The sequence below is a fragment of the Microcystis sp. BLCC-F210 genome, assembly GCF_042134685.1.
In the GTDB taxonomy this organism is placed as follows: domain Bacteria; phylum Cyanobacteriota; class Cyanobacteriia; order Cyanobacteriales; family Microcystaceae; genus Microcystis; species Microcystis aeruginosa_D.
This window is the reverse complement of record NZ_CP169647.1, coordinates 1,882,194-1,905,109: the sequence shown is the minus strand read 5'-3', so window position 1 is coordinate 1,905,109 and position 22,916 is coordinate 1,882,194. Positions and strand designations below refer to the sequence as shown.

The window sequence follows — 22,916 nt, the reverse complement described above, 5'->3', positions numbered from 1 at the left end:
ATTCTCAATTATTTTAGAAGATTACTCTAGCTGCGATCCAAGATTCATGCTGAAAAGCCTTGATTTTCAAAGGCTGATCAGGCTAAAAATACTGATGTATTAAAGGATACCGAGCAACTGTAACAATTCTTAACTTGACTTTATTGAGAATTATTCTAGACTAAGACTTAAAGCTTATTGCATATTATTATCAATAAGCTTGGTTCTATTTTCCTTAAAAGATGCCATGCAGACCTACGATAATCCTCAGATCGAGTACGACTGGTGGGCAGGAAATGCCCGTTTTGCCGATAAATCAGGCTTATTTATCGTCGCCCACGTTGCCCAAGCTGCTTTAATCGCTTTTTGGGCAGGAGCCTTCACCTTATTTGAAATTTCCCAGTATCGCCCCGATATAGCCATGGCAGAACAGGGCTTAATTTTACTGCCGCACCTAGCCACTTTAGGCTTTGGAGTCGGAGAAAATGGGCAAATCATCGATATCTATCCCTTTTTCGTGATTGGCTCAATTCATCTGATTTCTTCGGCAGTTTTGGGAGCAGGAGCCTTATTTCACCTGTTAAGAGTCCCAGAAACCCTGAAAGATTCCTCCGGTCCAGGGAAAAAATTCCATTTCGATTGGAGTGAACCCCGACAATTAGGAGTTATTCTCGGTCATCACCTGCTCTTTTTAGGTATAGCTGCATTATTATTAGTGGCCAAAGCTATGTACTGGGGGGGATTATACGACGCAACTATCGGCGCTGTCCGAGTCGTTAGTGAACCAACCCTCGATCCTTGGGTTATCTATGGCTATCAAACCCACTTTGCTACTGTGGACAATCTCGAAGATTTAGTCGGTGGTCATATCTACGTCGGTTTAATGTTAATTGGGGGCGGTATCTGGCATATTATCGTTCCCCCGCTCAAATGGGCGAGAAATGTGCTGATTTTCTCTGGAGAAGCCATTTTATCCTATTCTTTGGGCGGAATTGCCCTAGCTGGTTTCGTGGCCGCCTATTTCTGTGGGGTAAATACCCTCGCTTATCCAGTCGAATTTTACGGGCCAATTTTAGAAGTGAAGTTAGGAATTGCTCCCTACTTTGCCGACACGGTGAAATTGCCCTTTGGAGTGCATACGGCGCGCTGTTGGTTAGCTAATGCCCACTTTTTCCTCGCTTTCTTCTTTTTACAAGGTCATCTCTGGCACGCTTTACGCGCGATGGGTTTTGACTTTAAACGAGTAGAAAAAGCCTTAAATGCGATAGAAGCCTAGTTTTTTCAAGGAAGATTAGGATAAATTATCGATTTTCCTAATTTTCCCCGCTGATCAATCTTTCTAACTGTCCCTTATGCCTTACTGTACCTGTTGTAACACCAAATTGCTGCATCACATTGGACGCTCTCGCTCTTATTGGTACTGTAGTTCTTGCCGGCAGGAAATGCCAGTTTCAGAGGCCGAAAACTGTAATCAGGGGCTTTATTCCCTATCAAGGAGAATTAAGAGTTAAACTCACTTATTTCACAACAAGGACAAATTTTATGGCAAAAATTGGCTTATTTTTTGGCACGCAAACCGGCAAAACCGAAACGGTGGCGGAAATGATTCAGAAAGAATTTGGAGGTGAGGCAATTGTAGAATTACACGATATCTCCTCCGCTTCTACCGAGGATTTTGCCCCCTACGATGCCCTGATTATCGGTTGTCCCACATGGAATATCGGCGAATTACAAAGCGATTGGGAGGGTTTTTACGATGAATTGGATGACATTGATTTCGTCTCCAAAAAGGTCGCTTATTTCGGGATGGGGGATCAAATCGGTTACGCGGATAACTTTCAAGATGCTCTGGGGATACTGGAAGAAAAAATCGCCTCCCTGGGGGGTAAAACCGTCGGTTACTGGCCGACAGAAGGTTACGATTTTAACGAGTCGAAAGCCCTAAAAAATGGCAAATTTGTCGGTTTAGCCCTCGATGAAGACAACCAATCCGATTTAACTGAACAACGGATCAAAACTTGGGTCGCGGGACTTAAGGGCGAATTTGGCGTTTAGTTAGCTATCAATCAGTTATCAGTTATCAGTTACCAGTGAATAGTATTAAGTGGCTAGTTCGCAGCTTTCTTTTCACCGATTACTGATTACTGTTTACTGGACGGCTACGCCGTGCCTTTGGCAACACTGAAAAATCCCCCATCTCCTTGATTATTATGTCTCGATTACCTGATGCAGTTTGGATTAATGTTAACCCCAGTTTTCGCCGTTTTGATCGCCCGGTGTTGGATTTTTTAGCCCGGGAAATTGCGATCGCTGATTGGCAATACTGTCAATCTCTTGATCAGCCAGCTTCTCTTGATATCGCCTTGGTATTACTACAAGATTACCTGAAACAATGCGATCGACCGCTGCATTTAGTCGGCCACGGCACGGGGGGATTAGTAGGATTACTGTATGCGCGTCGTTATCCAGAAAGGGTAAAATCCTTAACTTTGCTCTCTGTGGGAGTCTATCCGGCGATCGATTGGCAAGCTCATTATTATGTGCTATCAAAATTACTGCCTTGTTCTCGTCAAACTCTGCTCAATCAATCGGTTCACAATCTTTTTGGCCATCAACCCTGCGCTTTAACCCAAGAATATCGCTATCTCTTGGAAGAAGATTTATTATTGTCCCTTTCTCCCCATAATCTCTATCAGAATGCCCATTTCGCCCCGGGGACAGTTCCCGTACCCCTGTTAGTCTGTGGGGGAGATATCGATACGATTATCGATCAGCATTTGTTGCAGGGATGGCAACCCTGGTTAAAGTCAGGCGATCGCATTTGGAGTTGTCACAAAGGGCGTTATTTTTTCCACTATTCCCACCCCTACAGCGTCAGTCAAGAGATTTTTAGTTTCTGGCGATCGCTAATCCGACAGGAATTTCTTTCTGAGCAAACTGTAATTATTCCTTAATTGACAAAAATCGAGATTTATGTTAAGGCTAATACCGCTCTTTTGTCCGATCGCAATCTGGATAACGCTGCTGTTCTTTTTTACTGCTCTTTTTCTTGCTGTTGCCCAAGGGCGCCGGCAGTTGCAAAAGCTGCATCGGATTCCCTGTAGTCGCTGTGTTTTTTGTACTGGAGATTATCGCTTGAAATGTGCGGTGCATCCAATGCGTGCCTTTTCGGAAGAGGCGATCGATTGTCGGGATTTTGAGCGAGAAATTCAGGAAAATCAGAAAACGGGTTTCTTGAAGAAACCCGTTTTCTCAGTTTCTTTTCTCGTCATCATAACCTGGATTCTGGCTGTTAAGTTGAGAATATCGTCGGTAATACCTGTTTTTAAAACGGGGAAACTTCCAGTTTGAGCGGTAAGCTATCAGCGTTGAGCTTGCCGCTAGAGGATTTGAGCGCATTTTTTTCTCAGACATCAGCCCTGCTCTGCTAATATGATAATGATTATCGTTTTAACTGACAATGGTCAATCAAATTAGGTATCCTCTAACAGAAAGCCCCGTTATCGAGGAAGATTCGCAAAAAATCGTAAAAATACGTCATACTTGCGCCCATGTCTTAGCAATGGCCGTACAAACTCTCTTTCCTGAAACCAAAGTCGCTATTGGTCCTTGGACAGAAACGGGATTTTACTACGATTTTGATCGCCAAACACCCTTTACCCCCGAAGATTTGGAGAAAATAAAAGCAGAAATGGGGCGAATTATCGGGAAAAACCTGCCAATTATCCGAGAAGTGGTGGAAAAAAGCGAAATTACCGCAGAAATCGAGCGCCTTAATCAACCCTACAAAAAGTTAATTTTAGAGAGAATTCCCCCAGATGAAACCATTACCCGTTATTTTATCGGTAGTCCGGACGCAGGACGGAGCGATCGAGAACCCTCGTTAATTGATGGGGTTGTTTCTCCCCCGGAAGAATTTTGGTGGGATCTGTGTGCGGGACCCCATCTCAACTCGACGGGGGAAATTAACCCGAATGCTTTCGTCTTGGAGAGTGTAGCGGGTGCTTATTGGCAAGGAGATGAAAAACAGCCGCAATTACAGCGAATTTACGGCACAGCTTGGCAAACCCCCGCAGAATTACAAAATTATCTCCAACAAAAAGAAGAAGCGCAGCGACGAGATCATCGCAAATTGGGACAACAATTAAAATTATTTAGCATCCAAGAAGATGCCGGTGGTGGCTTAGTTTTTTGGCATCCCCGGGGTGCAACAATGCGTTATTTAATCGAAGATTATTGGCGCCAAGCTCATTTAGAAGCGGGTTATCAATTTCTTTATACTCCCCATCTAGCTAATTTAGATCTGTGGAAAACTTCTGGACATTGGGACTTTTATCGCGACAATATGTTTGAGGCGATCGAGTTAGAACAGCAAAGCTATCAAATTAAGCCGATGAATTGTCCTTTTCATGTTTTAACCTATCAAAATGACCTGCATTCCTATCGAGAATTTCCCCTCAGATGGGCAGAATTAGGCACAGTTTATCGTTACGAGAGATCGGGGGTTTTACACGGATTAATGCGGGTAAGAGGTTTTACTCAAGATGATGCTCATATTTTCTGTTTACCAGAACAAATTGCCGCAGAGATTCTAGGAGTTTTAAATTTAACCGAGAAAATTCTCTCCGATTTTGGCTTTACTAATTATCAGATAAATTTATCGACTCGTCCCAGTAAATCCGTGGGTAGCGATAGTGTTTGGGAATTGGCAACTGCAGCTTTAATTGAGGCCTTAAATACTAAAAAGTGGGATTATATTGAGGATCAGGGAGGTGGGGCTTTTTATGGTCCTAAAATTGATATAAAAATTCAAGATGCGATCGGTAGAATGTGGCAATGTTCCACAATTCAGGTCGATTTTAACTTGCCAGAACGCTTTGATATGCAATATGTCGCTAGGGATGGTACTCGGGAAAGACCGATTATGATTCATCGAGCTATTTTTGGCTCTTTGGAAAGATTTTTTGGTATCTTAATCGAGAATTATGCGGGAGATTTTCCTCTCTGGTTAGCACCTATTCAAGTCCGTTTATTACCCGTTAGTGATGAACAGCAGCATTATGCTTTAGAGGTAGCAATGCAGTTAAAACAAGCTGGTTATCGAGTGGAAATCGATAAAAGTGGTGAGCGTTTAGGCAAACAAATTCGTACAGGAGAACTGGAAAAAATCCCTGTCTTAGCTGTGATTGGAAAACGAGAAGTTAGCAGTAAAACTCTAAGCATTCGCACTCGACAAGGGGGAGATTTAGGTTCGATGACGCTGGCAGATTTATTAGGAAAAATGCAAACAGTGATCGCAGATAAAACTAATCCCTGAAACTTTTGTATAAACCAGCAATTAGTGGATATCGATCCCCTCCAAGCGAATTTAACAGGGTTGAGAAAAGCCTATTTTCTGCCAATTAATTAACTTAAAAGTGGGTTAGCTGCCATGAGTTCTTTGATAATTCCTCTCTCCGATTCTCTCCCTTGCTTACCTAAATCGGGAATGCCTGTCACGATTATTACTGGTTTTTTGGGTAGTGGAAAAACCACTTTACTAAATCATATTCTTGACAATAAAGAAGGTCTAAAAGTTGCCGTATTAGTTAATGAATTTGGAGATATTAATATTGATTCTCAATTGCTTGTTTCCATTGATGAAGATATGGTAGAATTGAGTAATGGCTGTATTTGTTGTACGATTAATGATAGTTTAATTGAGACAGTCTATCAGGTCTTAGAAAAGGAAATTCCCGTGGACTATCTAATCATTGAAACCACAGGATTAGCCGATCCTCTACCAATTATTCTGACTTTTTTAGCCACAGAGTTAAAATATTTGACTCGCTTAGATTCTATTATTACCCTCGTGGATTCTGAAACCTTTACTGCTGATCATTTTGATAGTAATATTGCCCTTAGTCAAATTCGTTACGGTGACGTGGTAATTCTCAATAAGATAGATCGAGTCAGGGGCAAAAAATTAGACGATTTAGAAAAGTTTATTCGTCGAGAAAAACAGGGTATAAGACTCCTAAAAAGTAGTTATGGTCAGGTTCCTTTAGGTTTATTGTTAGATCTAGGTTTGACTAAAGAAGAATTGTATAAAAACCAGTTGAGAGACTTTCAAAAAAATCGCCCAAACTCCAGTGATAATCAATCTCCTGAAGACTTTAATTTTGTCTCCTTTGTTAGCGATAAACCATTTAATCTAGATAAATTTGAACCTTTTCTCACGGAAAAAATGCCGATAAATGTTTTTCGAGCTAAAGGGATTCTCTGGTTTCAACAAAGCGATTTAAAACATATTTTTCAATTGAGCGGTCTTCGTTACGATCTGCAAGCGGTAGAATGGGATACATCTCCTAAAAATCAGTTAGTTTTTATCGGCAGAAATTTGAATAAAGAGGAAATCTTGACACAACTAAACGAATGCTTGGCTAGTTCGCAAAAAATTCAAAAGCACAAACTATGAATAGACCTCTTGCAGAAATCAAAAATCGTTTTTAGGGTTAGGAGTCAGTAGCCAGTAGTCAGTAGTCAGGAGAATTAAGAATGAATAATAATCAATTAAATGGTCTACTTACAGATTTTATGCCATTTAACCCTTATTTTTGCGGCGATCAATTCAGCGAGAAAACGATCTCTTCAAGAAACCCGTTTTCTCGCTGAAAAAACTATCCCGAAAGCGATCGATTAAGGGAACAATTAAAAACGATGGGAATTACCTTAGTTGATTTACCCGATGGACAAAGCCAATGGTATCCTAGAGAAAAGAGCCATAACCATGATTAATATCCCAAGAAACCGCCAATTTTTCCCAAAATAACCTGGCTAAGTCGAGAGGATTGGTTAAGGAAGATTACTTGCCCCAATCTCACTTATGCTAGAATGATTATCATTACCACAGTAGAGAAGGAGCAAAATGATTATCGTGGTGACGGGGGGTATAGCTGCGGGAAAAACCCATTGGATTCGCCAACAAATCGCCCAACAGAAGCAGCCAAGCCTATATTTTAGCCCCCAGACGGAAACTTTTCCCATCGATCGCCTAATTTTGCAGAATGAATTCCCCCAACTATCCTGTGTATCAAGGGAAGAAGAAGACCATTTAGGCAGTTTATCCATCGAAAACACGGTCTATATGGAAGTGCCGTGGCATTTAGACACGCAATCCCTCGAAAGCTTTCTAAAACCCCTCAATTGTCATCGGGTAGCGATTACGTCTCCAGACGAAGAAATCCCCGAAGGACAAGTACCCGTCGATGAAATTGTCTTTAGTCCGGTCAAAACAACCATAAAAGGTAATCAATGGTTAAAAAAACGAGAAATACAGATTTATAGAGCCGTTTTAACGGGAGAAATCCTCGATTTTTCCAGTTTAACTACCTTTTGGACAGAATTAACCCAAGGGGCCTATGGGGAAGTGCTGCGGCTTAAAAGTATCTTCGATATCATCGATGGTCAGTGTATTTATGGGGAATTTATGGATGAATGGCCAGAAAAAGACTTTCAAAGTTTAAATTTACCCTTAAATCTCGATGGGAGACCGAATCGCTTTAGTGGGATTGAAATCGTCGGTCGCAATCTCGATAAACCGACAATTGCCGATACCCTGAGTGATTGTTGTCTGTCCGATGAGGCACTTTTTTATTATCAACAACAATTTCAAGAATCTTTAGAGCCAGAAATGGAGTTAATATGATGAAAATAGCCGTTTTATCCTGTATTCATGGCAATATGCCCGCTTTTAATGCTGTTTTGCAAGATTTAGACCAACAGGGTTGTCAAGAAATCTACTGTTTAGGGGATTTAGTCGGGTATGGACCCCATCCTAACCAAGTGGTGGAAAAAATCCGTCAACTGGGGATTACTACAGTACAAGGGTGTTGGGATGAGGATATCGTTGAGGGATTAAATGCCTGTGAATGCAGTTATCCGTCGCTTTTAGCAGAAAAACGCGGTAGATTAGCTCATGAGTGGACAAATCAAATAATCACCCCAGAAAACCGTAATTATTTGTCAAAACTGCCCGAAATTTTTAAGCTAGATCACCTCTGTTTTGTCCATGGTAGTCCCCAAAGTAACCATGAGTACCTTTTAGCCGAAATGGACGCTTTTACGGCTTTAGAACGGGTTTTATCGGTAGATACAGAGGTTTTATTCTGTGGACATACCCATATCCCCTACATTCGCACTCTCGACGCGGGAAGCTTGCAAATAAAAGTGTATCAACCGGATGGGGAACAGTCGCGGCAATTTACCACACCGGTCAAGCGTATCATCAACGTGGGATCAGTGGGAGAACCGCGTCACGGTCGTCCAAATGCCACCTATGTGATTTACGATCGAGAAACGGCAGCGGTACAACTGCGAGAAGTGGCCTATAACTATCAGGAAACCTGTCAGGCTATTTTAGCATCGGGTTTACCTCCTATTTTCGCTTGGCGATTGGCTAAGGGTCTAGAATATGCGGAAAAAGCCGATGATCCGAATCATGTTTGCGAACGTTAATTTGTGATAAATCAAGAAATTATGTGGGCAATTTTAAGCGGTATTCAAGGCAATTTACCAGCCTATCAAGCGGTCTTAGCAGATATTCAGCAACGGTCAGTTACTGTAGAAAATTTATATATTTTAGGAGATTTTATCGGTGTTAATCCCGATAGTGAAATGCTGGTAGAACAAATACGTTATCCCACTAAAAATAACTTATATCCACAGGTTTGTCGGGGATGGTGGGAAGAACAATGTCTAATTTTACACAGTTTAGGAGCAACAGGAGAACCGAAGGAATTAATCGATAAACATGGAATTGACAGCACTAAACAACTCTGGGACGCAGTTTCTTTAGAAACGGTGCAATGGTTACGAAATCTCGATTTTGGTTTTGTCGAGTTAGATTGTTTATTAATTCATGGCAGCACTGTCAGTGTTAGTGAAGAATTAACCTCCGATACTCCTCCATGGCAAATTTTAGATCGACTGCAACGGGTGGGAGTTAATAATCTATTTTGTGGTCGTGCAGGAAAAGTTTTTGATTATTCTTTACAGTCCGCTAATTTAACTAGCACTGTTACTACTTTAGATAAACGGCAACCAAGGGAAACTTTGACGATTCAAGATAAGCGTTTAATTGGGGTTGGTAGCGTTGGTAAAGAATTAAATAAAGCAGTTTACACTCTCTATAATCCTAGTAATAATTGCGTGGAGTTTAGAACCGTATCTTATTAATCTTTCATAGATCAATTAAATATTAAAGATTAATTTGGTTGCTCTTGATCATGATACAATGACAAGTAAAAGCAATTATTCTTAGTTAGATTAAAGATAGAATCAATCTAGTTAACTATGAGGTAATAGTTATGGTGGTCACTTCAGACGCAGCTAATCTCCAGAAATTTTCTTGGCAGTGGCAAAATCAAACTTTTGAGATTGTTTACGATATTCAAGGCTGAGAGGGGGACAAGCGAGCTAGAAGGTAGATAGGGCAAGCGATATCGCTCTTTGTCCTTTGATGTAATCCTTCAACCGATAGCGGCTAATTTGCATTAGCTCTTCTATATTTTTTTGGAACATTTGATGTAGCTGGAGCCAATGATAGAGATGTTGACCCACATAAAAACTGCTGTGTCTGCGTTGACCTTTATATCTTTTTTCAGGTCTTGTGACATATTTTTGGATTCCCATATCCTTATACTTGTGCCCATGTCTTAGCAATGACCGTACAAACTCTCCAGCAATTCTCATTTTAAGGTTTCATGACATTAAAACCCTTGCACCTAGAGGGGTTAATAATTCTTAACGAATCTCTAGATCGCTGAAACAACGCAAAATCGTTTCAAAATGAGAATTGCTGTCCAGGAAAGGAATAGGTAACTGGTTCATAATGTTGATTGAATAACCGAGAGTCTTATCTCTTTTCTCAGATATTATTGTACTAGATGCCCAAGGGGACAGACGGACAGACAGGGGGAAAATCTGACTAACTTTCCCTAGGGGCTTTTGTTAAGTTACATTAAGCCCTACAATAAAATTCTAGTGAGTTAGACGAAATTCGCTCGATTGCCCAGTCTTATCTGCTCCTAGCTGAGATAGAGAAAAGATAGCGTATCGAGAAACAGAAAACTTGAGCTACTCAAGCTTTCGTCAATGCTGCCCTGTTATCCATCTTGAGTTACAACCTAGTGTCCCAAACCCTATCTAAACCCACCCTAGAAAGAGAATTTTTACCATTTACCCTACAGGATGTCCGTCTAGCTATCCCAGACCGTTGCTTCCAATCAAGCGTTTTTCGCTCTTTAGCTTACTTTTTTTTTGATCTTGGCATTATTACCCTACTTTACTGGATAACTTACCAGATTAATCAAGCTTGGTTCTTCCCCCTTTTTTGGTTTATGCAGGGAACCATGTTTTGGGCCTTATTTGTCGTCGGTCACGATTGCGGTCACGGTTCCTTTTCCCGTTATCGTTGGTTAAATAACCTAATCGGTCATCTCAGTCATACTCCCATTCTCGTACCTTTCCACGGTTGGCGTATCAGTCATCGCACCCATCATGCTAATACTGGCAATATCGACACCGATGAAAGTTGGTATCCCGTCACGGAAACCCAGTATAACAATATGGCCTGGTACGAGAAATTAGCTCGTTTTCAGCTAATTTTATTTGTTTATCCCCTTTATCTTTTCCGTCGTTCCCCTAACAAACAGGGATCCCATTTTATGCCAGAAAGCCCCCTCTTTCGCCCCTCAGAACGGTGGCAGGTACTGACTAGCACCGTTTGCTGTACCTTTATGTTAGGTCTATTAATCGGGGTGGGTATTAGCCAAGGCTTTTGGTTTCTGTTTAACTACTACATCATGCCCTACATCGTCTTTGTGGTTTGGTTGGACCTGGTGACATTCCTACACCATACCGAAGATGATATTCCCTGGTATCGCGGTCAAGACTGGTACTTTCTCAAAGGGGCGCTTTCTACCATCGATCGCAATTATGGCATCTTTAATCCCATCCATCACCAAATTGGTACCCACGTCGCCCATCATATTTTTATCACCATTCCCCACTATCATCTCCAAGAAGCAACCGAGGCTATCCGTCCCGTCCTAGGAGACTATTATCGCGTCTCGAAAGAACCGATTTTCAAATCTCTCTGGCGGTCCTACCGCAATTGTCATTTTGTCAGTGACCAAGGTAGTAAGATTTTTTACCGCAAAAACTAATCCTGTCTTAGATATTAGGAGGAAACGGCAGCAAAATCTGCCTCCTCCTCTCACACCGAAAATAGTTGCCAAAACTGGAGGTAAAGTCTTTGTTTTTATTTGATTCAGTGGCAAGGGATAAAGCTGATGCAGTGAAATTGAACAACATACAAAGGGAATGACATTGGTAGAATTGGCCAAGAATCAAACAAATATCAAAGCGGTTCTCTATAATTTGATCATTTGACTTTTCAACAGCTCCTGACAAGAGGATATTAAGCATCCATAATTCCAAAAATTTATGCTCAAGCAGGTCTAAAGAGTGAATTTGTATGATACCGTCTATTGTAGTAGCTCAATTATAACTTTGCTATAAAAGATTAATTGCTCAGACAGCAAAAAAAGTAGCAGATTATGACACAGGTGAAGAATTATTTGCTAGTAGCACTTGATGAATCGCCCATCCCCTCAGCTATCGACCAAATTGCGATCAGATTTATAACTGGGTAGAAAAGCTCAGAGAAGCAACTACATTAATGGCAAAAGTTTAACGAAAAGATAGGTTAGTTTGGGGCAGTATTTCCACCTAACTTAATTGTTTCAATAGTAAACCAACGAGCGCACCAGCCAGAATTAACCAGGTAGAATTAACCTGAAAACGTAGTAAAAGAATACCAGAAACAAGAGATAAAATGATAGCCAATAAGTTAAAAGGTAAATTCCCGTAGGGTTGTAACCAAGTAGCTAGAGCTAAATTAAAAATTACTGCTACCATTAAAGCCACTGCACTAGCATTAATTGCGTCTAAAAAAGACCCCGCCCAAGCGGATTGTCTCAGTTTAGGAATAAGAGGATTAAGTAATAAAACAAAGATAAAAGAAGGAAAGAAAATCGCTAGAGTTGCCACAATTGCCCCCGATACTCCTAATATTTGATAACCGATAAAAGTGGCTGTGGATAACACTGGACCCGGGGTAAATTGACCGATAGCAATAGCATCTAATAATTGTTGTCGAGTTAACCATCCTTTCCCTTGCACTAAATCCGCTTCTAAAAAGGCAACTAATACATAACCACTACCAAATAAAACACTACCTACCTTGAGAAAAAATAGCCCTAATCCTGTTAATGTCGGTGGGATATTGCTAGGAGTAGCAACAGCCGTCGCACTGCCTATTCCTGCCACAATCAGGGGAAAAGTAGCGAATTTTTTGAGGATAAACATCCCGATAATTCCCCCTAACAGTAAAGCGATAATTTCATTTAAACCTAAGATTAATAATCCGATAACTCCCAATCCGATGAACAGTAATTGACGGGTTTTTAGTGCCTTTTTACCTAAGCGCCAGAGTGCCTGAAAAATCACGGCAATTACTACTGGTTTAATCCCCGCAAAAATCGGAGCCACATCGGGTAAAGTCCCGTAGGTAGTATAAATCCAAGCTACAAAACCCGTAATTAACACCGCAGGAGTGATAAAACAAACCCCAGTGATGATTAAACCCGCTAAACCACCAAAAATATAACCGATATGAATAGCCATTTCCGTGGAATTAGGACCAGGAATCAGATTAGTGGCCCCCACCAAATCGAGAAATCGCTCCTTAGTCATCCAACCGCGACGCTTAACCACTTCTTCCTCCATTAAAGCGATATGGGCAGCCGGACCACCAAAACCGATAATGCCGATTTTGAGAAATAAAAGGGCAAGTTGCGAGAGATTGGGAGGCGATGAAGTCAGCATTTTCTGATTACCAATAGTTTTTCTAGAATCAAGTTTATGTCCAAAAGAATAAGCCTAAGTTAAATTCTTGGCTAGAACTCGTCAATTCCAAAATTTCATAATTGCAAAAGTGCTTTAGACAAACTCAATTATAAGCATTTAATGCTCCCGTTCAAGTAAATCTGATACAAAAAAAGTTAAGAAAAATTAATCAATAATATTGATTAATTTGTCTATAATAGACCCCATAAATGCCCAGTGAAACCATAATAAACCATAGACAATAATCAATTATCACAATCGACCCTCGATGGCACTCAATCCGTGTGGATGTGGATTGGGGAGCATCTCATTTGTGCAAGTGAGTAGTTATACTTAACCCTGGCTATCTGACGGCATTATATAGTTTTACCAATAAATGTTAGAACAAACAGGAATAATTATGCAAACGCCATCGCAATTTATGCGTTTATTTAGAAAATGGGTTTCTTTGAGAAACTATTTAGGGTTCTTCGGTTTGTCTTATGCAATGGACGGGGGTTATAAGGGATGGAACCCTTATATACAAAGGCATTTGGCGATTTTTGTCAATTGCTTTTGATCTAAAGCGAACTAATCAATTAAATTCCTTGCCAGATAAGGATTTAGTCGATTTATGCCCCCTATCGAACCATACCAAGTAACGAAGAGCCCTATTTAGAAACCCGTTTTCTTGTAATAAATATTAATTTTTGTTATGGAAACCTTGAAAGATTGGGGATTGTTTGCATGAAATAGCTGAAGTCATCCTTTGCAGTTAATGTCATGACTTCTCCCCTGTTGCCGATTTTTCCTGCTGTTATGATCGATGTATTTTCCAATCCTCGAACAGCAGATTTTTTATTAGTTATCCTATTTTTAACCCTGAAATATATGATAGCGATGATAGTTTAAAAAATCTAAATCCGGTGAAAAGCGATCGGGAACATTTAAAGTCTTGCCGCGATATTTGATAAAATTTAGTTCTAACGTCTCGCTACCTTGATCCTGAGCCTTTTTTTCGATCTCATGACCAATAATTAATCTTAAATCCTCATCGAAACTAATTAAACCTCGATCAAAAGCAGTATCATGAGTACGAGCTAGGCACAAGCCATTATGAGGGTTTAAACGCTGTTCAGGAAATTGACTCCAGGGTAATATATGACTAGCTGTTAGTAACAGAGGAATGGGATTTCCTGTAATACAGCAACGATAGTCATATAGGGCTAAAATTGTCTTTCTAAAAAAGTTTTGTCCGATTCTAACTTTTCTGATTGCCTCGGTTTCTGTTTTGATCTTTTCCGAAAAATCAAGTCTAGTAAAATCCTCTTGCTGTTCGTTGATACCTCCTAAAAGAACCTGTAATTTTTCCTCACTTTCTAGGGCTAATTCTGTCCAGTTATCCTCGAACTCCCGCCAGATTTCCCGATCAGCTTTACTGATACCTTTTAACCCCTGTACTCCTCGCAATTGATGCCTGGGATCGAGAGAACCAAAATTACATAATTTCATCACCAGGGCCGATGGTGTTCGCTGTAAATTTTGAGCAACTTCGATAATAACAGGATTATTGGTGTGGAATTGTCCATAGGGAAATTTATAGTATAAATTGAGAGCGATCAGCAGCTCATCCCTTGTCCATAAATTCTTAGTCATAACCCCTAGAAAATACCACCATCAGCCCTGAAATTACTGCTCAAATCAAATCGGGAAAAACTTCGCGCACTGCTGGATGAACTAACCGATGATTGGCGACATTTAACCCCTTAGCGAGGGAAACATCTTGATCCAAGGCTTTTAACCCATGGTCGGCTAATTTAATAACGTAGGGTAGGGTACTATTATTTAAAGCTTGGGTTGCCGTCCAGGGTACTGCTCCAGGCATATTAGGCACTCCATAATGTACTACTCCCGACTCCAAGTAAGTCGGTTGACTGTGGGAAGTGGCCCGGAGAGTTTCCACGCAGCCCCCTTGGTCCACTGCCACATCGACAATTACAGAACCAGGGTTCATTTTGGCGACTAAAGAGCGAGAAACCAGCGTCGGCGCTCGTTTTCCTAAGACTAGCACTGCCCCAATCAATAAATCGGCCCTAGGAACCACATCTTCTAATTGTGCCGAGCTACTATAAAGCAATTCTACCCTGGAACCGAATAAAGTTTCTAAATAGGCCAAGCGCTCGACGTTAATATCTAAAATAGTTACTTTCGCCCCCATACCGATGGCAATTCTGGCCGCTTCCGTACCCACCACACCACCGCCAAGGATAACCACTTGTCCAGGACTCACCCCGGGGAAACCCCCCAGTAAAACTCCCCTACCTCCCTGTTGTTTTTCCAGATAGCGGGCCCCAAATTGTACCGAAAGACGACCGGCAATAACACTCATGGGAGTTAAGAGAGGCAAGCGACCATCAGCAAGCTCGACCGTTTCATAAGCGATCGCAGTTGTTCCCGACTCAATTAATGCTTCCGTTAAATAGCGCTCGGCCGCTAGGTGTAAATAGGTGAATAGAAGAGCTTCCTTGTTTAAAAAGCCGTATTCTGCCTTAAGCGGCTCTTTTACCTTGACAACTAGCGGTTTATCCCAAACTTCCGCCGCTTTTTCCACAATTTTGGCCCCAGCTTTTTGGTAATCCTCATCGCTGAATCCGGCACCTAATCCGGCGGCCGTTTCCACAAATACCCTATGACCGCGATCATTGAGTACACGCACACTACTGGGACTTAAACCGACGCGAAACTCTTGATCTTTAATCTCTTTGGGAACACCTATTTCCATGGTTTGCTTCTGGGGGACTATTTCTAACTACTTTAGCCTGTTAGTCCTAGTCTGCGAGTTATCAGGCATACTATTTGCGAATTTTAGAGACTTTTTTGGTATTCTTCGAGCAAATCGATTAAATCTATCTGACATTTGCTGGGTAATAAATCCGCTAGGGAAACTTGCAGATGACCACCTCCAAGGGTGACTTTTATCTCCCGCAGGATAGACATGACTGCATTCTCGCTTAAACTGTCGTTTTCGAGCAAAGGAAAGACTTTTTCGGCAACAACACTGTGTAAATGGGCCTCCCGGAGATACAGATGCCATTTAGCCACGTCAATGTAGATATTGTCGCCGATTTGGGCTGCCAGATTTTCGATGTCCTGAGTTGTGTTAGCCATGGGGTGTTACCGAGTAGTTAGCGATCGCCGTTATATAAATCAAATGTCCCACCAATAGAATAGCCCAAATTCCCGTGAACAGATTTAACCAAGTCCAATCGGAAAATTTAATGATATGAAAAAACCACAACCCTGAATTAATCGCTAAAAAACCCGCCACATGAACGGCGAAATTCATGCGATCATCTAAACGTCGGAAAGCAGGATCGTTTTTGCGATCGGGTTGACGTGGCCAACGAGGAGGCATAAGCAGTGATCAGTTATCAATTATCAGTTATCAGTGTACCGGTTTTTTAGCCAATAGATTTTGTCTTTGTTATCCATTAGTCAGATCCTTCTTAACAAAAAGAGAAGAAACTTAAAAAAAGGGGAAACGATTGATAGGTATAGTTTGCTGAAAAAGTTTGTTGGTGGGGTTAGGAGTCAGGAGTCAGGAATCAGGAGATTGCTTTTATTTATTCTCCCCCCGCAACGTGCGCGAAGTGGTCTCCCCATCTCCCCATATCCCCATCTCCCCATCTCTCCACTTCATAATTCATAATTCATAATTCATAATTCATCTGTTTTTTGATAAAAAGTTAAGGTAGTATTGCCGTAGCGTTTTTGACGACAAATGGTTAAACCTTCTAGATTAATTGCTTGCCAAGATTTGGGATTGTGTTCCACGGCAATTTCCCCCAGAGAATCTAATAAATTAGATTGAGAGATGGCAGTTAGTACCGGTAAATATAACCCGCTTTCGTAGGGAGGATCAAAATAAATTAAATCAAAACTTTTCCCCGCTAAAGTGGCTAACTTTGTCAGTACATCTCCCCGAATTACTTGGAATTGCTGGTGAGAAGTTGCTAAATTGCGCCAATTTTCCTTGATAATTTCGCCAGCGCGTCCTGATTGTTCAATTCCGATTACTAGACTCGCACCTCGACATAAAGCTTCCCCACCCATGGAACCATTACCCGCACAAAGATCTAACCAACGACAGCCGGATAATTTCTGTTGCCAGATATTAAATAAAGCTTCTCGCACCCTTGCTGTCGTCGGACGGGTTAATTGTCCTGCTAGGGTTTTTATGGGACGATTGCCGTAAATTCTCATTAGTTAAAAGGCAAATTCAGTTAATCTTTTTTGTAATAAATCAGGAAAAAGAGCATAGTATCTTTGATTGAGAGGAGAGGGATGAGGGAGAGGCAATAAAGTCACTTTTTTTTGCTGTTTTAATCCATCTTCATCGGTAGCGGTGAGGGTAACTAGGAGTTTTTTGGTAAAGCGTTCTTTATCAAGATAGAATTTATCTACTTCTTTGGGTTTACCGTAGGGTTCAAACCATTTAAAAGCTTCCGTGCCAAGGGGAATGATATGATCACCTTGCCAATAAAAAACGAGCAGTTTTTCTATAAATGGACGAAAACGATCTTTCACTTCCCCAGAATAAGCTTTATTACCAGGAGGTTTGTAGGGAACTGTATTAGTTAGGAAAATTCGATCGCACACCGATAATAACTCTTGACGATCATGGGATTTTCTCCCCTGCCAAGCTTGAAAAAATCCCTCTCTTACCATTCTACCGGCAGCCCCGATCAAAGGTTGTCCTGCATACACTTCATCTCGTCCTAAATCCCGGCCAAAAAAGCATAACTGACTAGCAAGATTACCAGCATACAAAACTGGTTCAAAGGGGTCTTTTTTTGCCTCTTGGTAAATTAGGGTATCGATGGGAAAATCCTCTTTTTTTGCCTCTTGGTGTACCTGTTTAATTAGGGTTTTAATATCGGTCATTATTCCAGAAATCGGTTATTAGTGGCTCTCCATTCTACTACAAAAATGAAAATTATCAGTCTTCAGTCTTCAGGAGATTATTTTTATTTATTCTTCCTTTTCCCCACACCCTACACCCTACACCCCACACCCCACACCCTACACCCTACACCCCACACCCCACACCCCACACCCTACACCCTACACCCTACACCCCAATTCACTCCTCGGTGCGATAGCCAAATTCTGCTAAAAGTGAGCGAGATTGTCGCCATTTCGGTTCTACCTTCACAAATAATTTTAAATATACCTCCCCGGCGATTAACTTTTGAATAGCCGATCGAGCGGAAGAGCCGATCTCTTTTAACATACTGCCATTTTTACCGATGACGATCCCTTTTTGGGAAGCTCGTTCCACGTTAATGGCGGCAAAAACCTTGGTTAAAGCGGGAGTTTCCTCGACGCGTTCAATCACCACCGCCACAGAATGGGGAATTTCCTGACGGGTTTGCAGTAAAATCTGTTCGCGGATTAATTCGCCCATAATAAACCTTTCCGGCTGATCGGTGACTAAATCGGGGGGGTAGTAATAGGGACCGACTTCGAGGGAATCAGTTAACAGATTTTGCAGTTCTGGGATTCCCGTCCCCTCCAGTGCCGAAAATTTGAGCAGAGGCCAGTTATTTTCCGCCGCTAAGGTACGATAACTATCGTCGATAGGCTCAGGGTCTTCCGGTTGCTGATCGGCTTTATTTAGCCCTAAAATCGCGGGAGTTTGGTTTTTAGTCAGTAAATCGGCAATATAGCGATCTCCACCGCCCAAAAAATTACTACTATCGACAACAAATAAAACTAAATCTACAGAATTTATGGCGTTTTCGGCATTTTTAACTAAAACTTTGCCTAATTCGTGATGGGGTTTGTGAATGCCGGGGGTATCGACAAAAATCATCTGGGAGCGCTCGTCGGTGACAATGCCGCGTAAACGGTTGCGGGTAGTTTGAGCGATGGGGGAAGTAATGGCGATTTTTTGTCCCACTAATTGATTCATCAGGGTGGATTTGCCCACATTAGGACGACCAATAATGCCAATAAAACCGGATTTAAAACCAGTGGGTGCGATGGGAATTACTGCCGAATCGAGATTAAAGGCTTGGGAGTTGATCAAATCGTTCATAATTAAAGAATATTACTTAAAAAATATTTTTACCCATGCAAAGGATAATTTTGTTTTTGTTAGTATTGATTCTAGGCTGTAGTAACCATTTAGAATTATCTATAGCAGGAAATTTAAGCGATCGCTTAACTAATTATCCTCGCTGGATGACTAAACCAGTGGTTAGTTTTGCCAGTGGAGATTTAGTTTATCCCGATTGGATGGTGGGCAGTTGGACTGTCACCAGTACCCTAATCGATTTAACCGCTCCTCTTTCTCCCCAGATTATCACACCCGGTTTTGAAAGTAATCGTCGTTACCTAGAAAAATCGATCGAGTTTCCGGTGAGATTCATCGAGAAAGCTATTTCCAGACCGATAAATGCTGCCTTTTTATCCACTATTATCAGTAAACCATCAATTGTGGCCGATCGATCCTTTAATGGTTTAGCAATTAGTCGCGCCTACTTAGGTAATCAATCGGTATTATCGCTAAAAACTGACCCTAATAATCCCAATCGTCAGATTACCTTTTTACGGGGCGCTCATCAACTAATTTCCACGGTAATTGCCAGAAATAGCGAAACTCCTAGCCGAAATCAATTTATTGCCACAGAAATCAGTCAACAAATTTTCCGGGGAGAAACCAACACTTATCTTAATGAGGTGGAAACCACCACCGCCTATCAGCTATTATCTCCTAATAAAATTCTAGGCGATCAGGTGACAGCCATTTATCTTTCTCCCCAATCGCCGGATTATTTCCAAGCGCCGAATCGTCCTGTGGCTTTGTATCGTTATCGCCTAGAATTGCTGAAAGATTAATAGAAATCCTGTAAAAATCAAAAATCTTCCCTTAGATGAGGAGACAGGAGGAGAAAAAAGACAAGAGACAATCCTAGCCATAAAACCTAAGATTAGGTCAAATTTATCTAATTGGGTCGCCAGTCGCCGGTCGCCGGTCGTTAACACCACATTAGGTTATACTTCTAGGAAAATGACATCGCTATTAAAATAAGTTTAATTAATGTTTGTGAGCAGAGGAGCTAGGAGTTAATGGTTTGGGATCTGGGCAAGAAAATTAAAGATGGCCAGTACAGGATTCAGGAAGTATTGGGTGAAGGGAGATTTGGCATTACCTATCGAGCCAGCGATCGCAATGGTGATTCAGTAGTGATCAAAACGCCGAGGGATGTGGGTTTTAAATTGTGGGAGTCTAAGCGTTTACAGAAACTTTTTTGGCAGGAAGCGAGTAAATTAAAAGGTTGTGATCATCCTCATATCGTGCGAGTTAAAGAGTTATTTTCAGAGGGTAAAGCTAACTGCATGGTTATGGAATATATTGATGGGACGACCTTAGATCGGCGATCAACAAAAATTTTACCAGAAAAAGAAGCCTTACGCTACATTGAGCAGATTGGACAGGCTTTAATGGTGGTACATAGTCGCGGTTTTCTGCATCGAGATATTCGACCGGGTAACATTATGATTCGGACTGGTAAACCAGAAGCAGTCTTAATTGATTTTGGTTTAGCCTTAGATTTTGATGAGGAATTAACCAAAATTCGTACCCAGGAATTAGCCTCAGGTTTTGCGCCTATTGAGTGTTATTTTCTTAATAATAAACGCGGAGCTTTTACCGATATTTATAGTTTAGGAGCCGTGTTATACGAGCTTTTAACGGGTAAAATTCCAGTGAATGCGATGACTCGAAAAGATGCGATGACTCGAAAAATTGATCATCCGCCTTTAATTGAGCCGAAAACCTACAATTCAAAAATCAGCCCTAATATCAACAAAGCAATTCTTTGGGCATTGGAATTAGACGCAGATAAACGTCCTCAGTCAGTGCAAGCATGGTTTAAGGATTTAGGTTTGTCTATTCCCAAAAAAGAACAATTTAAAATATCTCAACCCATTGTTATTAATTGGACAGCAGTGACAGCAACAACAGGTTTACTGGCTCTTTCCTTGACTTTTTTAACATCTATTGGGGTGACAGATAAAATTAAGCAAATTTTATTTCCTCAACCAACTCCGACAGTTTCTCCCCCATCTTCTCCTAAGTAGGTAGGCGTTAAAAATTATCAAATGCCCCCCTTATCAAGGGGGGATCAAGGGGGGATCAAATGCCCCCCTTATCAAGGGGGGATCAAGGGGGGATCAAGGGGGGATCAAACCCCCCTTATCAAGGGGGGATCAAGGGGGATCAAACCCCCCTTATCAAGGGGGGATCAAGGGGGGATCAAAGGCGATTGCAGTTCGATAAACTCACTAACCACAATGGGATGCAAGACGTGCCATTGGTGTAAACTTAAGCACCACCAAACTCCCGTAAGGGCGAAGCATTCGGGCAATAACCTATCGCTGAAACCGTAAATTTCTTATCCGAATGCTTCGCCCCTACAAACTCAAATACCAAAACATAAGCCAATTTTGAGACAAAAGCAGATTTTTTGGTATGATAAAAATAACTGTCGCAAAATTCTATGGTTTGGCAAGCGGGACAACTCCTCCACAATGGCAAGTACGAGATCCTTGAGGTCTTGGGACGGGGAGGTTTTGGCCTGACCTATAAAGCACGTCATCGCCAACTCACCCTGGAAGTGGTGATCAAAACTCCTGATATTTTGCAAAAAAGAGATACGGAATACGAGGATTATGTTAAACAATTTGAAGCAGAAGGGCGCAAGTTAGCCAAATTTTCCCAGACTCCCCATGCCCATATCGTCCGTATTTCCGATTTTTTTACTGAAGGTCAAGTTCCCTGTTTGGTGATGGATTTTATTCAGGGTCAAACTTTGATGGAAAGGGTGAAAACTCAAGGAAAATTATCGGAAGCGGAATGTTTAAAATATATTCGGCAAATTGGCAGCGCATTAGAGGCAGTTCATCAAGCAGGAATGGTACACCGAGATGCTCACCCTGACAATATTATGATTCAACCCAATGGGAATGCTATCTTGATTGATTTTGGCATTGCTAAAGAGATTATTCCGGCTGGTAGTAGTTCCACAAATTCAGGAGCTAATTTGTATTTTGCCCCCTATGAACAGATTGTAGAACACTTTCAAAGTCAAGATAGAGCTTTAGAAAACATTACAAGTAATCGTAAACCTAGTGTCGATGTTTATACGCTTGCGGCTACTTTTTATTATGCTGTCACCGGACAAAAACCGACTCCTTCAATGGAACGCCGTTTAGATAATCGTCCCTTAACATCACCGAAAGAAATTAATCCTAATTTAAGTGATCATCTTAACAAAGCCATTACTCTGGGGATGGCTTTGGAAAAAGAAAACCGCCCTCAGTCTATGTCCGATTGGCTTCAACAATTGGAATTACCACCGCCTCCTGTAGAAGAAAAATATCGTCAAGAAAAAGTTAATCCCCCACAGCCAAGGAAAGAGCCAAAAGGAAAAGACTTTCCTTGGGGTTTGTTAATCGGTGTGTTTCTTATGTATGGTGTAATTGGTTACAGTGTATGGATATTTTCAACTCCTTGGTTACTCGTGCTTGGGACAGTTTTTTTAGCTATTGCTTTTGCTGTCAATTTCACATGGGCTGTGCTATGTTGTTTCGTTTTGACTATCGTTATGAGTTGGGCTTTACTTGTGCTAGTGGTTTCGATTATGTCTAAGGGTTCTTTTTCTTTTATGTGGATTAGAGTTTTTGCTATGATTGTGGTTATACCTGTGTCTTTAATTATGCTCATAATTTCGTTTGGGGTTGCTTTTACTGTTTATGAAAATAATTATCCATATACTAACAAGTTAGAAAAATATTTTGGTGGCTTCTATTCTTTTTTAATTATTTCTGGCACAAATCTAAGCGGTTTAGCAAGCGGTTGGTTATTGGCTTTTCTCCTGCATTCCAAAGGCTAACAAAACATAAAACTATCCTCATAATTCCTTTTTTTATATTGTTAT

Annotated in this window: 22 protein-coding genes; 14 read left to right on the top strand and 8 right to left on the bottom strand. The window is 41.2% G+C overall.

The genetic code is table 11. The features are described 5' to 3' along the window. Positions 1–226: 226 nt before the first annotated feature. From ACE3JL_RS09160 to ACE3JL_RS09110, 11 genes are all read left to right on the top strand, one after another. Complete coding sequence (locus ACE3JL_RS09160; RefSeq protein ID WP_375329602.1) at positions 227–1,255, top strand: chlorophyll a/b binding light-harvesting protein; 1,029 nt, start codon at positions 227–229, stop codon at positions 1,253–1,255. A gap of 266 nt (positions 1,256–1,521) precedes the next feature. Then, the gene (gene fldA, locus ACE3JL_RS09155) at positions 1,522–2,034 is read left to right on the top strand and encodes a flavodoxin FldA (protein ID WP_002760221.1); all 513 of its coding nucleotides are present in this window, start codon (positions 1,522–1,524) and stop codon (positions 2,032–2,034) included. 155 nt (positions 2,035–2,189) lie between these two features. Then, on the top strand, positions 2,190–2,933 hold the full coding sequence (locus tag ACE3JL_RS09150) for an alpha/beta hydrolase (RefSeq protein ID WP_375329326.1): 744 nt from the start codon (positions 2,190–2,192) through the stop codon (positions 2,931–2,933). Positions 2,934–2,952: 19 nt separating this feature from the next. Next, positions 2,953–3,330, top strand: coding sequence for a hypothetical protein (locus ACE3JL_RS09145; RefSeq protein ID WP_375329325.1), 378 nt, complete (start codon positions 2,953–2,955; stop codon positions 3,328–3,330). A gap of 109 nt (positions 3,331–3,439) precedes the next feature. Beyond that, positions 3,440–5,296, top strand: a complete 1,857-nt coding sequence (thrS, locus tag ACE3JL_RS09140) for a threonine--tRNA ligase (protein ID WP_375329324.1) — start codon at positions 3,440–3,442, stop codon at positions 5,294–5,296. A gap of 114 nt (positions 5,297–5,410) precedes the next feature. Then, complete coding sequence (locus ACE3JL_RS09135) at positions 5,411–6,436, top strand: CobW family GTP-binding protein (RefSeq protein ID WP_375329323.1); 1,026 nt, start codon at positions 5,411–5,413, stop codon at positions 6,434–6,436. A gap of 99 nt (positions 6,437–6,535) precedes the next feature. Beyond that, a complete protein-coding gene (locus tag ACE3JL_RS09130) occupies positions 6,536–6,661 on the top strand; it encodes a hypothetical protein (RefSeq protein ID WP_260441968.1) in 126 nt (41 codons plus the stop codon). Between the two features lie 225 nt (positions 6,662–6,886). Further along, a complete protein-coding gene (locus ACE3JL_RS09125) occupies positions 6,887–7,666 on the top strand; it encodes a hypothetical protein (RefSeq protein WP_375329322.1) in 780 nt (259 codons plus the stop codon). Then, the gene (locus ACE3JL_RS09120; RefSeq protein WP_375329601.1) at positions 7,666–8,475 is read left to right on the top strand and encodes a metallophosphoesterase family protein; all 810 of its coding nucleotides are present in this window, start codon (positions 7,666–7,668) and stop codon (positions 8,473–8,475) included. Before ACE3JL_RS09125 ends, ACE3JL_RS09120 begins: the two co-directional genes overlap by 1 nt. Positions 8,476–8,496: 21 nt before the next feature. Then, the gene (locus tag ACE3JL_RS09115; protein ID WP_271989232.1) at positions 8,497–9,195 is read left to right on the top strand and encodes a metallophosphoesterase family protein; all 699 of its coding nucleotides are present in this window, start codon (positions 8,497–8,499) and stop codon (positions 9,193–9,195) included. A gap of 953 nt (positions 9,196–10,148) precedes the next feature. Next, complete coding sequence (locus tag ACE3JL_RS09110; protein ID WP_271992630.1) at positions 10,149–11,186, top strand: fatty acid desaturase; 1,038 nt, start codon at positions 10,149–10,151, stop codon at positions 11,184–11,186. Positions 11,187–11,751: 565 nt separating this feature from the next. Here the strand turns inward: ACE3JL_RS09110 and chrA are convergent. From chrA to era, 8 genes are all read right to left on the bottom strand, one after another. Further along, entirely contained in the window at positions 11,752–12,909 is a 1,158-nt protein-coding gene (chrA, locus tag ACE3JL_RS09105; RefSeq protein ID WP_271992628.1) for a chromate efflux transporter, read from the bottom strand. Between the two features lie 876 nt (positions 12,910–13,785). Next, the gene (locus tag ACE3JL_RS09100) at positions 13,786–14,565 is read right to left on the bottom strand and encodes an HNH endonuclease (protein WP_375329321.1); all 780 of its coding nucleotides are present in this window, start codon (positions 14,563–14,565) and stop codon (positions 13,786–13,788) included. Between the two features lie 40 nt (positions 14,566–14,605). Beyond that, positions 14,606–15,691 (bottom strand): alanine dehydrogenase, encoded by a 1,086-nt coding sequence (gene ald, locus ACE3JL_RS09095; RefSeq protein ID WP_375329320.1) that lies wholly within the window; start codon positions 15,689–15,691, stop codon positions 14,606–14,608. 83 nt (positions 15,692–15,774) lie between these two features. Next, a complete protein-coding gene (locus ACE3JL_RS09090; protein ID WP_002782261.1) occupies positions 15,775–16,077 on the bottom strand; it encodes a DUF3181 family protein in 303 nt (100 codons plus the stop codon). Then, positions 16,070–16,324 (bottom strand): hypothetical protein, encoded by a 255-nt coding sequence (locus ACE3JL_RS09085; protein ID WP_271989575.1) that lies wholly within the window; start codon positions 16,322–16,324, stop codon positions 16,070–16,072. The genes ACE3JL_RS09090 and ACE3JL_RS09085 overlap by 8 nt, the downstream gene beginning before the upstream one ends. 302 nt (positions 16,325–16,626) lie before the next feature. Then, the gene (gene rsmD, locus ACE3JL_RS09080) at positions 16,627–17,172 is read right to left on the bottom strand and encodes a 16S rRNA (guanine(966)-N(2))-methyltransferase RsmD (protein WP_375329319.1); all 546 of its coding nucleotides are present in this window, start codon (positions 17,170–17,172) and stop codon (positions 16,627–16,629) included. A 3-nt stretch (positions 17,173–17,175) separates the two neighbouring features. Beyond that, positions 17,176–17,853, bottom strand: a complete 678-nt coding sequence (locus tag ACE3JL_RS09075) for a uracil-DNA glycosylase family protein (RefSeq protein ID WP_002750869.1) — start codon at positions 17,851–17,853, stop codon at positions 17,176–17,178. Positions 17,854–18,052: 199 nt separating this feature from the next. After that, positions 18,053–19,009, bottom strand: a complete 957-nt coding sequence (era, locus tag ACE3JL_RS09070; protein WP_375329318.1) for a GTPase Era — start codon at positions 19,007–19,009, stop codon at positions 18,053–18,055. A gap of 35 nt (positions 19,010–19,044) precedes the next feature. Here era and ACE3JL_RS09065 point away from each other — a divergent pair, with 35 nt between their 5' ends. The 3 genes from ACE3JL_RS09065 to ACE3JL_RS09055 all read left to right on the top strand — a co-directional run bounded on the left by ACE3JL_RS09065 (position 19,045) and on the right by ACE3JL_RS09055 (position 22,871). Then, a complete protein-coding gene (locus ACE3JL_RS09065) occupies positions 19,045–19,812 on the top strand; it encodes a DUF6816 family protein (protein WP_375329317.1) in 768 nt (255 codons plus the stop codon). 231 nt (positions 19,813–20,043) lie between these two features. Next, the gene (locus ACE3JL_RS09060) at positions 20,044–21,057 is read left to right on the top strand and encodes a serine/threonine protein kinase (RefSeq protein ID WP_375329316.1); all 1,014 of its coding nucleotides are present in this window, start codon (positions 20,044–20,046) and stop codon (positions 21,055–21,057) included. 419 nt (positions 21,058–21,476) lie between these two features. Next, on the top strand, positions 21,477–22,871 hold the full coding sequence (locus ACE3JL_RS09055) for a protein kinase (protein ID WP_375329315.1): 1,395 nt from the start codon (positions 21,477–21,479) through the stop codon (positions 22,869–22,871). Positions 22,872–22,916 lie beyond the last annotated feature (45 nt).

Excerpts from the sequence above, each read along its gene's own strand:
- ACE3JL_RS09120 (WP_375329601.1), top strand. The coding sequence starts at position 7,666 with ATGAAAATAGCCGTTTTATCCTGTATTCATGGCAATATGCCCGCTTTT.
- ACE3JL_RS09145 (WP_375329325.1), top strand. The coding sequence starts at position 2,953 with ATGTTAAGGCTAATACCGCTCTTTTGTCCGATCGCAATCTGGATAACG.
- ACE3JL_RS09100 (WP_375329321.1), bottom strand. The coding sequence starts at position 14,565 with ATGACTAAGAATTTATGGACAAGGGATGAGCTGCTGATCGCTCTCAAT.
- ald (WP_375329320.1), bottom strand. The coding sequence starts at position 15,691 with ATGGAAATAGGTGTTCCCAAAGAGATTAAAGATCAAGAGTTTCGCGTC.
- ACE3JL_RS09075 (WP_002750869.1), bottom strand. The coding sequence starts at position 17,853 with ATGACCGATATTAAAACCCTAATTAAACAGGTACACCAAGAGGCAAAA.
- ACE3JL_RS09125 (WP_375329322.1), top strand. The coding sequence starts at position 6,887 with ATGATTATCGTGGTGACGGGGGGTATAGCTGCGGGAAAAACCCATTGG.
- ACE3JL_RS09055 (WP_375329315.1), top strand. The coding sequence starts at position 21,477 with ATGGTTTGGCAAGCGGGACAACTCCTCCACAATGGCAAGTACGAGATC.
- era (WP_375329318.1), bottom strand. The coding sequence starts at position 19,009 with ATGAACGATTTGATCAACTCCCAAGCCTTTAATCTCGATTCGGCAGTA.
- fldA (WP_002760221.1), top strand. The coding sequence starts at position 1,522 with ATGGCAAAAATTGGCTTATTTTTTGGCACGCAAACCGGCAAAACCGAA.
- thrS (WP_375329324.1), top strand. The coding sequence starts at position 3,440 with ATGGTCAATCAAATTAGGTATCCTCTAACAGAAAGCCCCGTTATCGAG.
- ACE3JL_RS09065 (WP_375329317.1), top strand. The coding sequence starts at position 19,045 with ATGCAAAGGATAATTTTGTTTTTGTTAGTATTGATTCTAGGCTGTAGT.
- ACE3JL_RS09130 (WP_260441968.1), top strand. The coding sequence starts at position 6,536 with ATGGTCTACTTACAGATTTTATGCCATTTAACCCTTATTTTTGCGGCG.
- ACE3JL_RS09060 (WP_375329316.1), top strand. The coding sequence starts at position 20,044 with ATGGTTTGGGATCTGGGCAAGAAAATTAAAGATGGCCAGTACAGGATT.
- ACE3JL_RS09090 (WP_002782261.1), bottom strand. The coding sequence starts at position 16,077 with ATGGCTAACACAACTCAGGACATCGAAAATCTGGCAGCCCAAATCGGC.
- ACE3JL_RS09085 (WP_271989575.1), bottom strand. The coding sequence starts at position 16,324 with ATGCCTCCTCGTTGGCCACGTCAACCCGATCGCAAAAACGATCCTGCT.
- chrA (WP_271992628.1), bottom strand. The coding sequence starts at position 12,909 with ATGCTGACTTCATCGCCTCCCAATCTCTCGCAACTTGCCCTTTTATTT.
- rsmD (WP_375329319.1), bottom strand. The coding sequence starts at position 17,172 with ATGAGAATTTACGGCAATCGTCCCATAAAAACCCTAGCAGGACAATTA.
- ACE3JL_RS09115 (WP_271989232.1), top strand. The coding sequence starts at position 8,497 with ATGTGGGCAATTTTAAGCGGTATTCAAGGCAATTTACCAGCCTATCAA.
- ACE3JL_RS09150 (WP_375329326.1), top strand. The coding sequence starts at position 2,190 with ATGTCTCGATTACCTGATGCAGTTTGGATTAATGTTAACCCCAGTTTT.
- ACE3JL_RS09160 (WP_375329602.1), top strand. The coding sequence starts at position 227 with ATGCAGACCTACGATAATCCTCAGATCGAGTACGACTGGTGGGCAGGA.
- ACE3JL_RS09135 (WP_375329323.1), top strand. The coding sequence starts at position 5,411 with ATGAGTTCTTTGATAATTCCTCTCTCCGATTCTCTCCCTTGCTTACCT.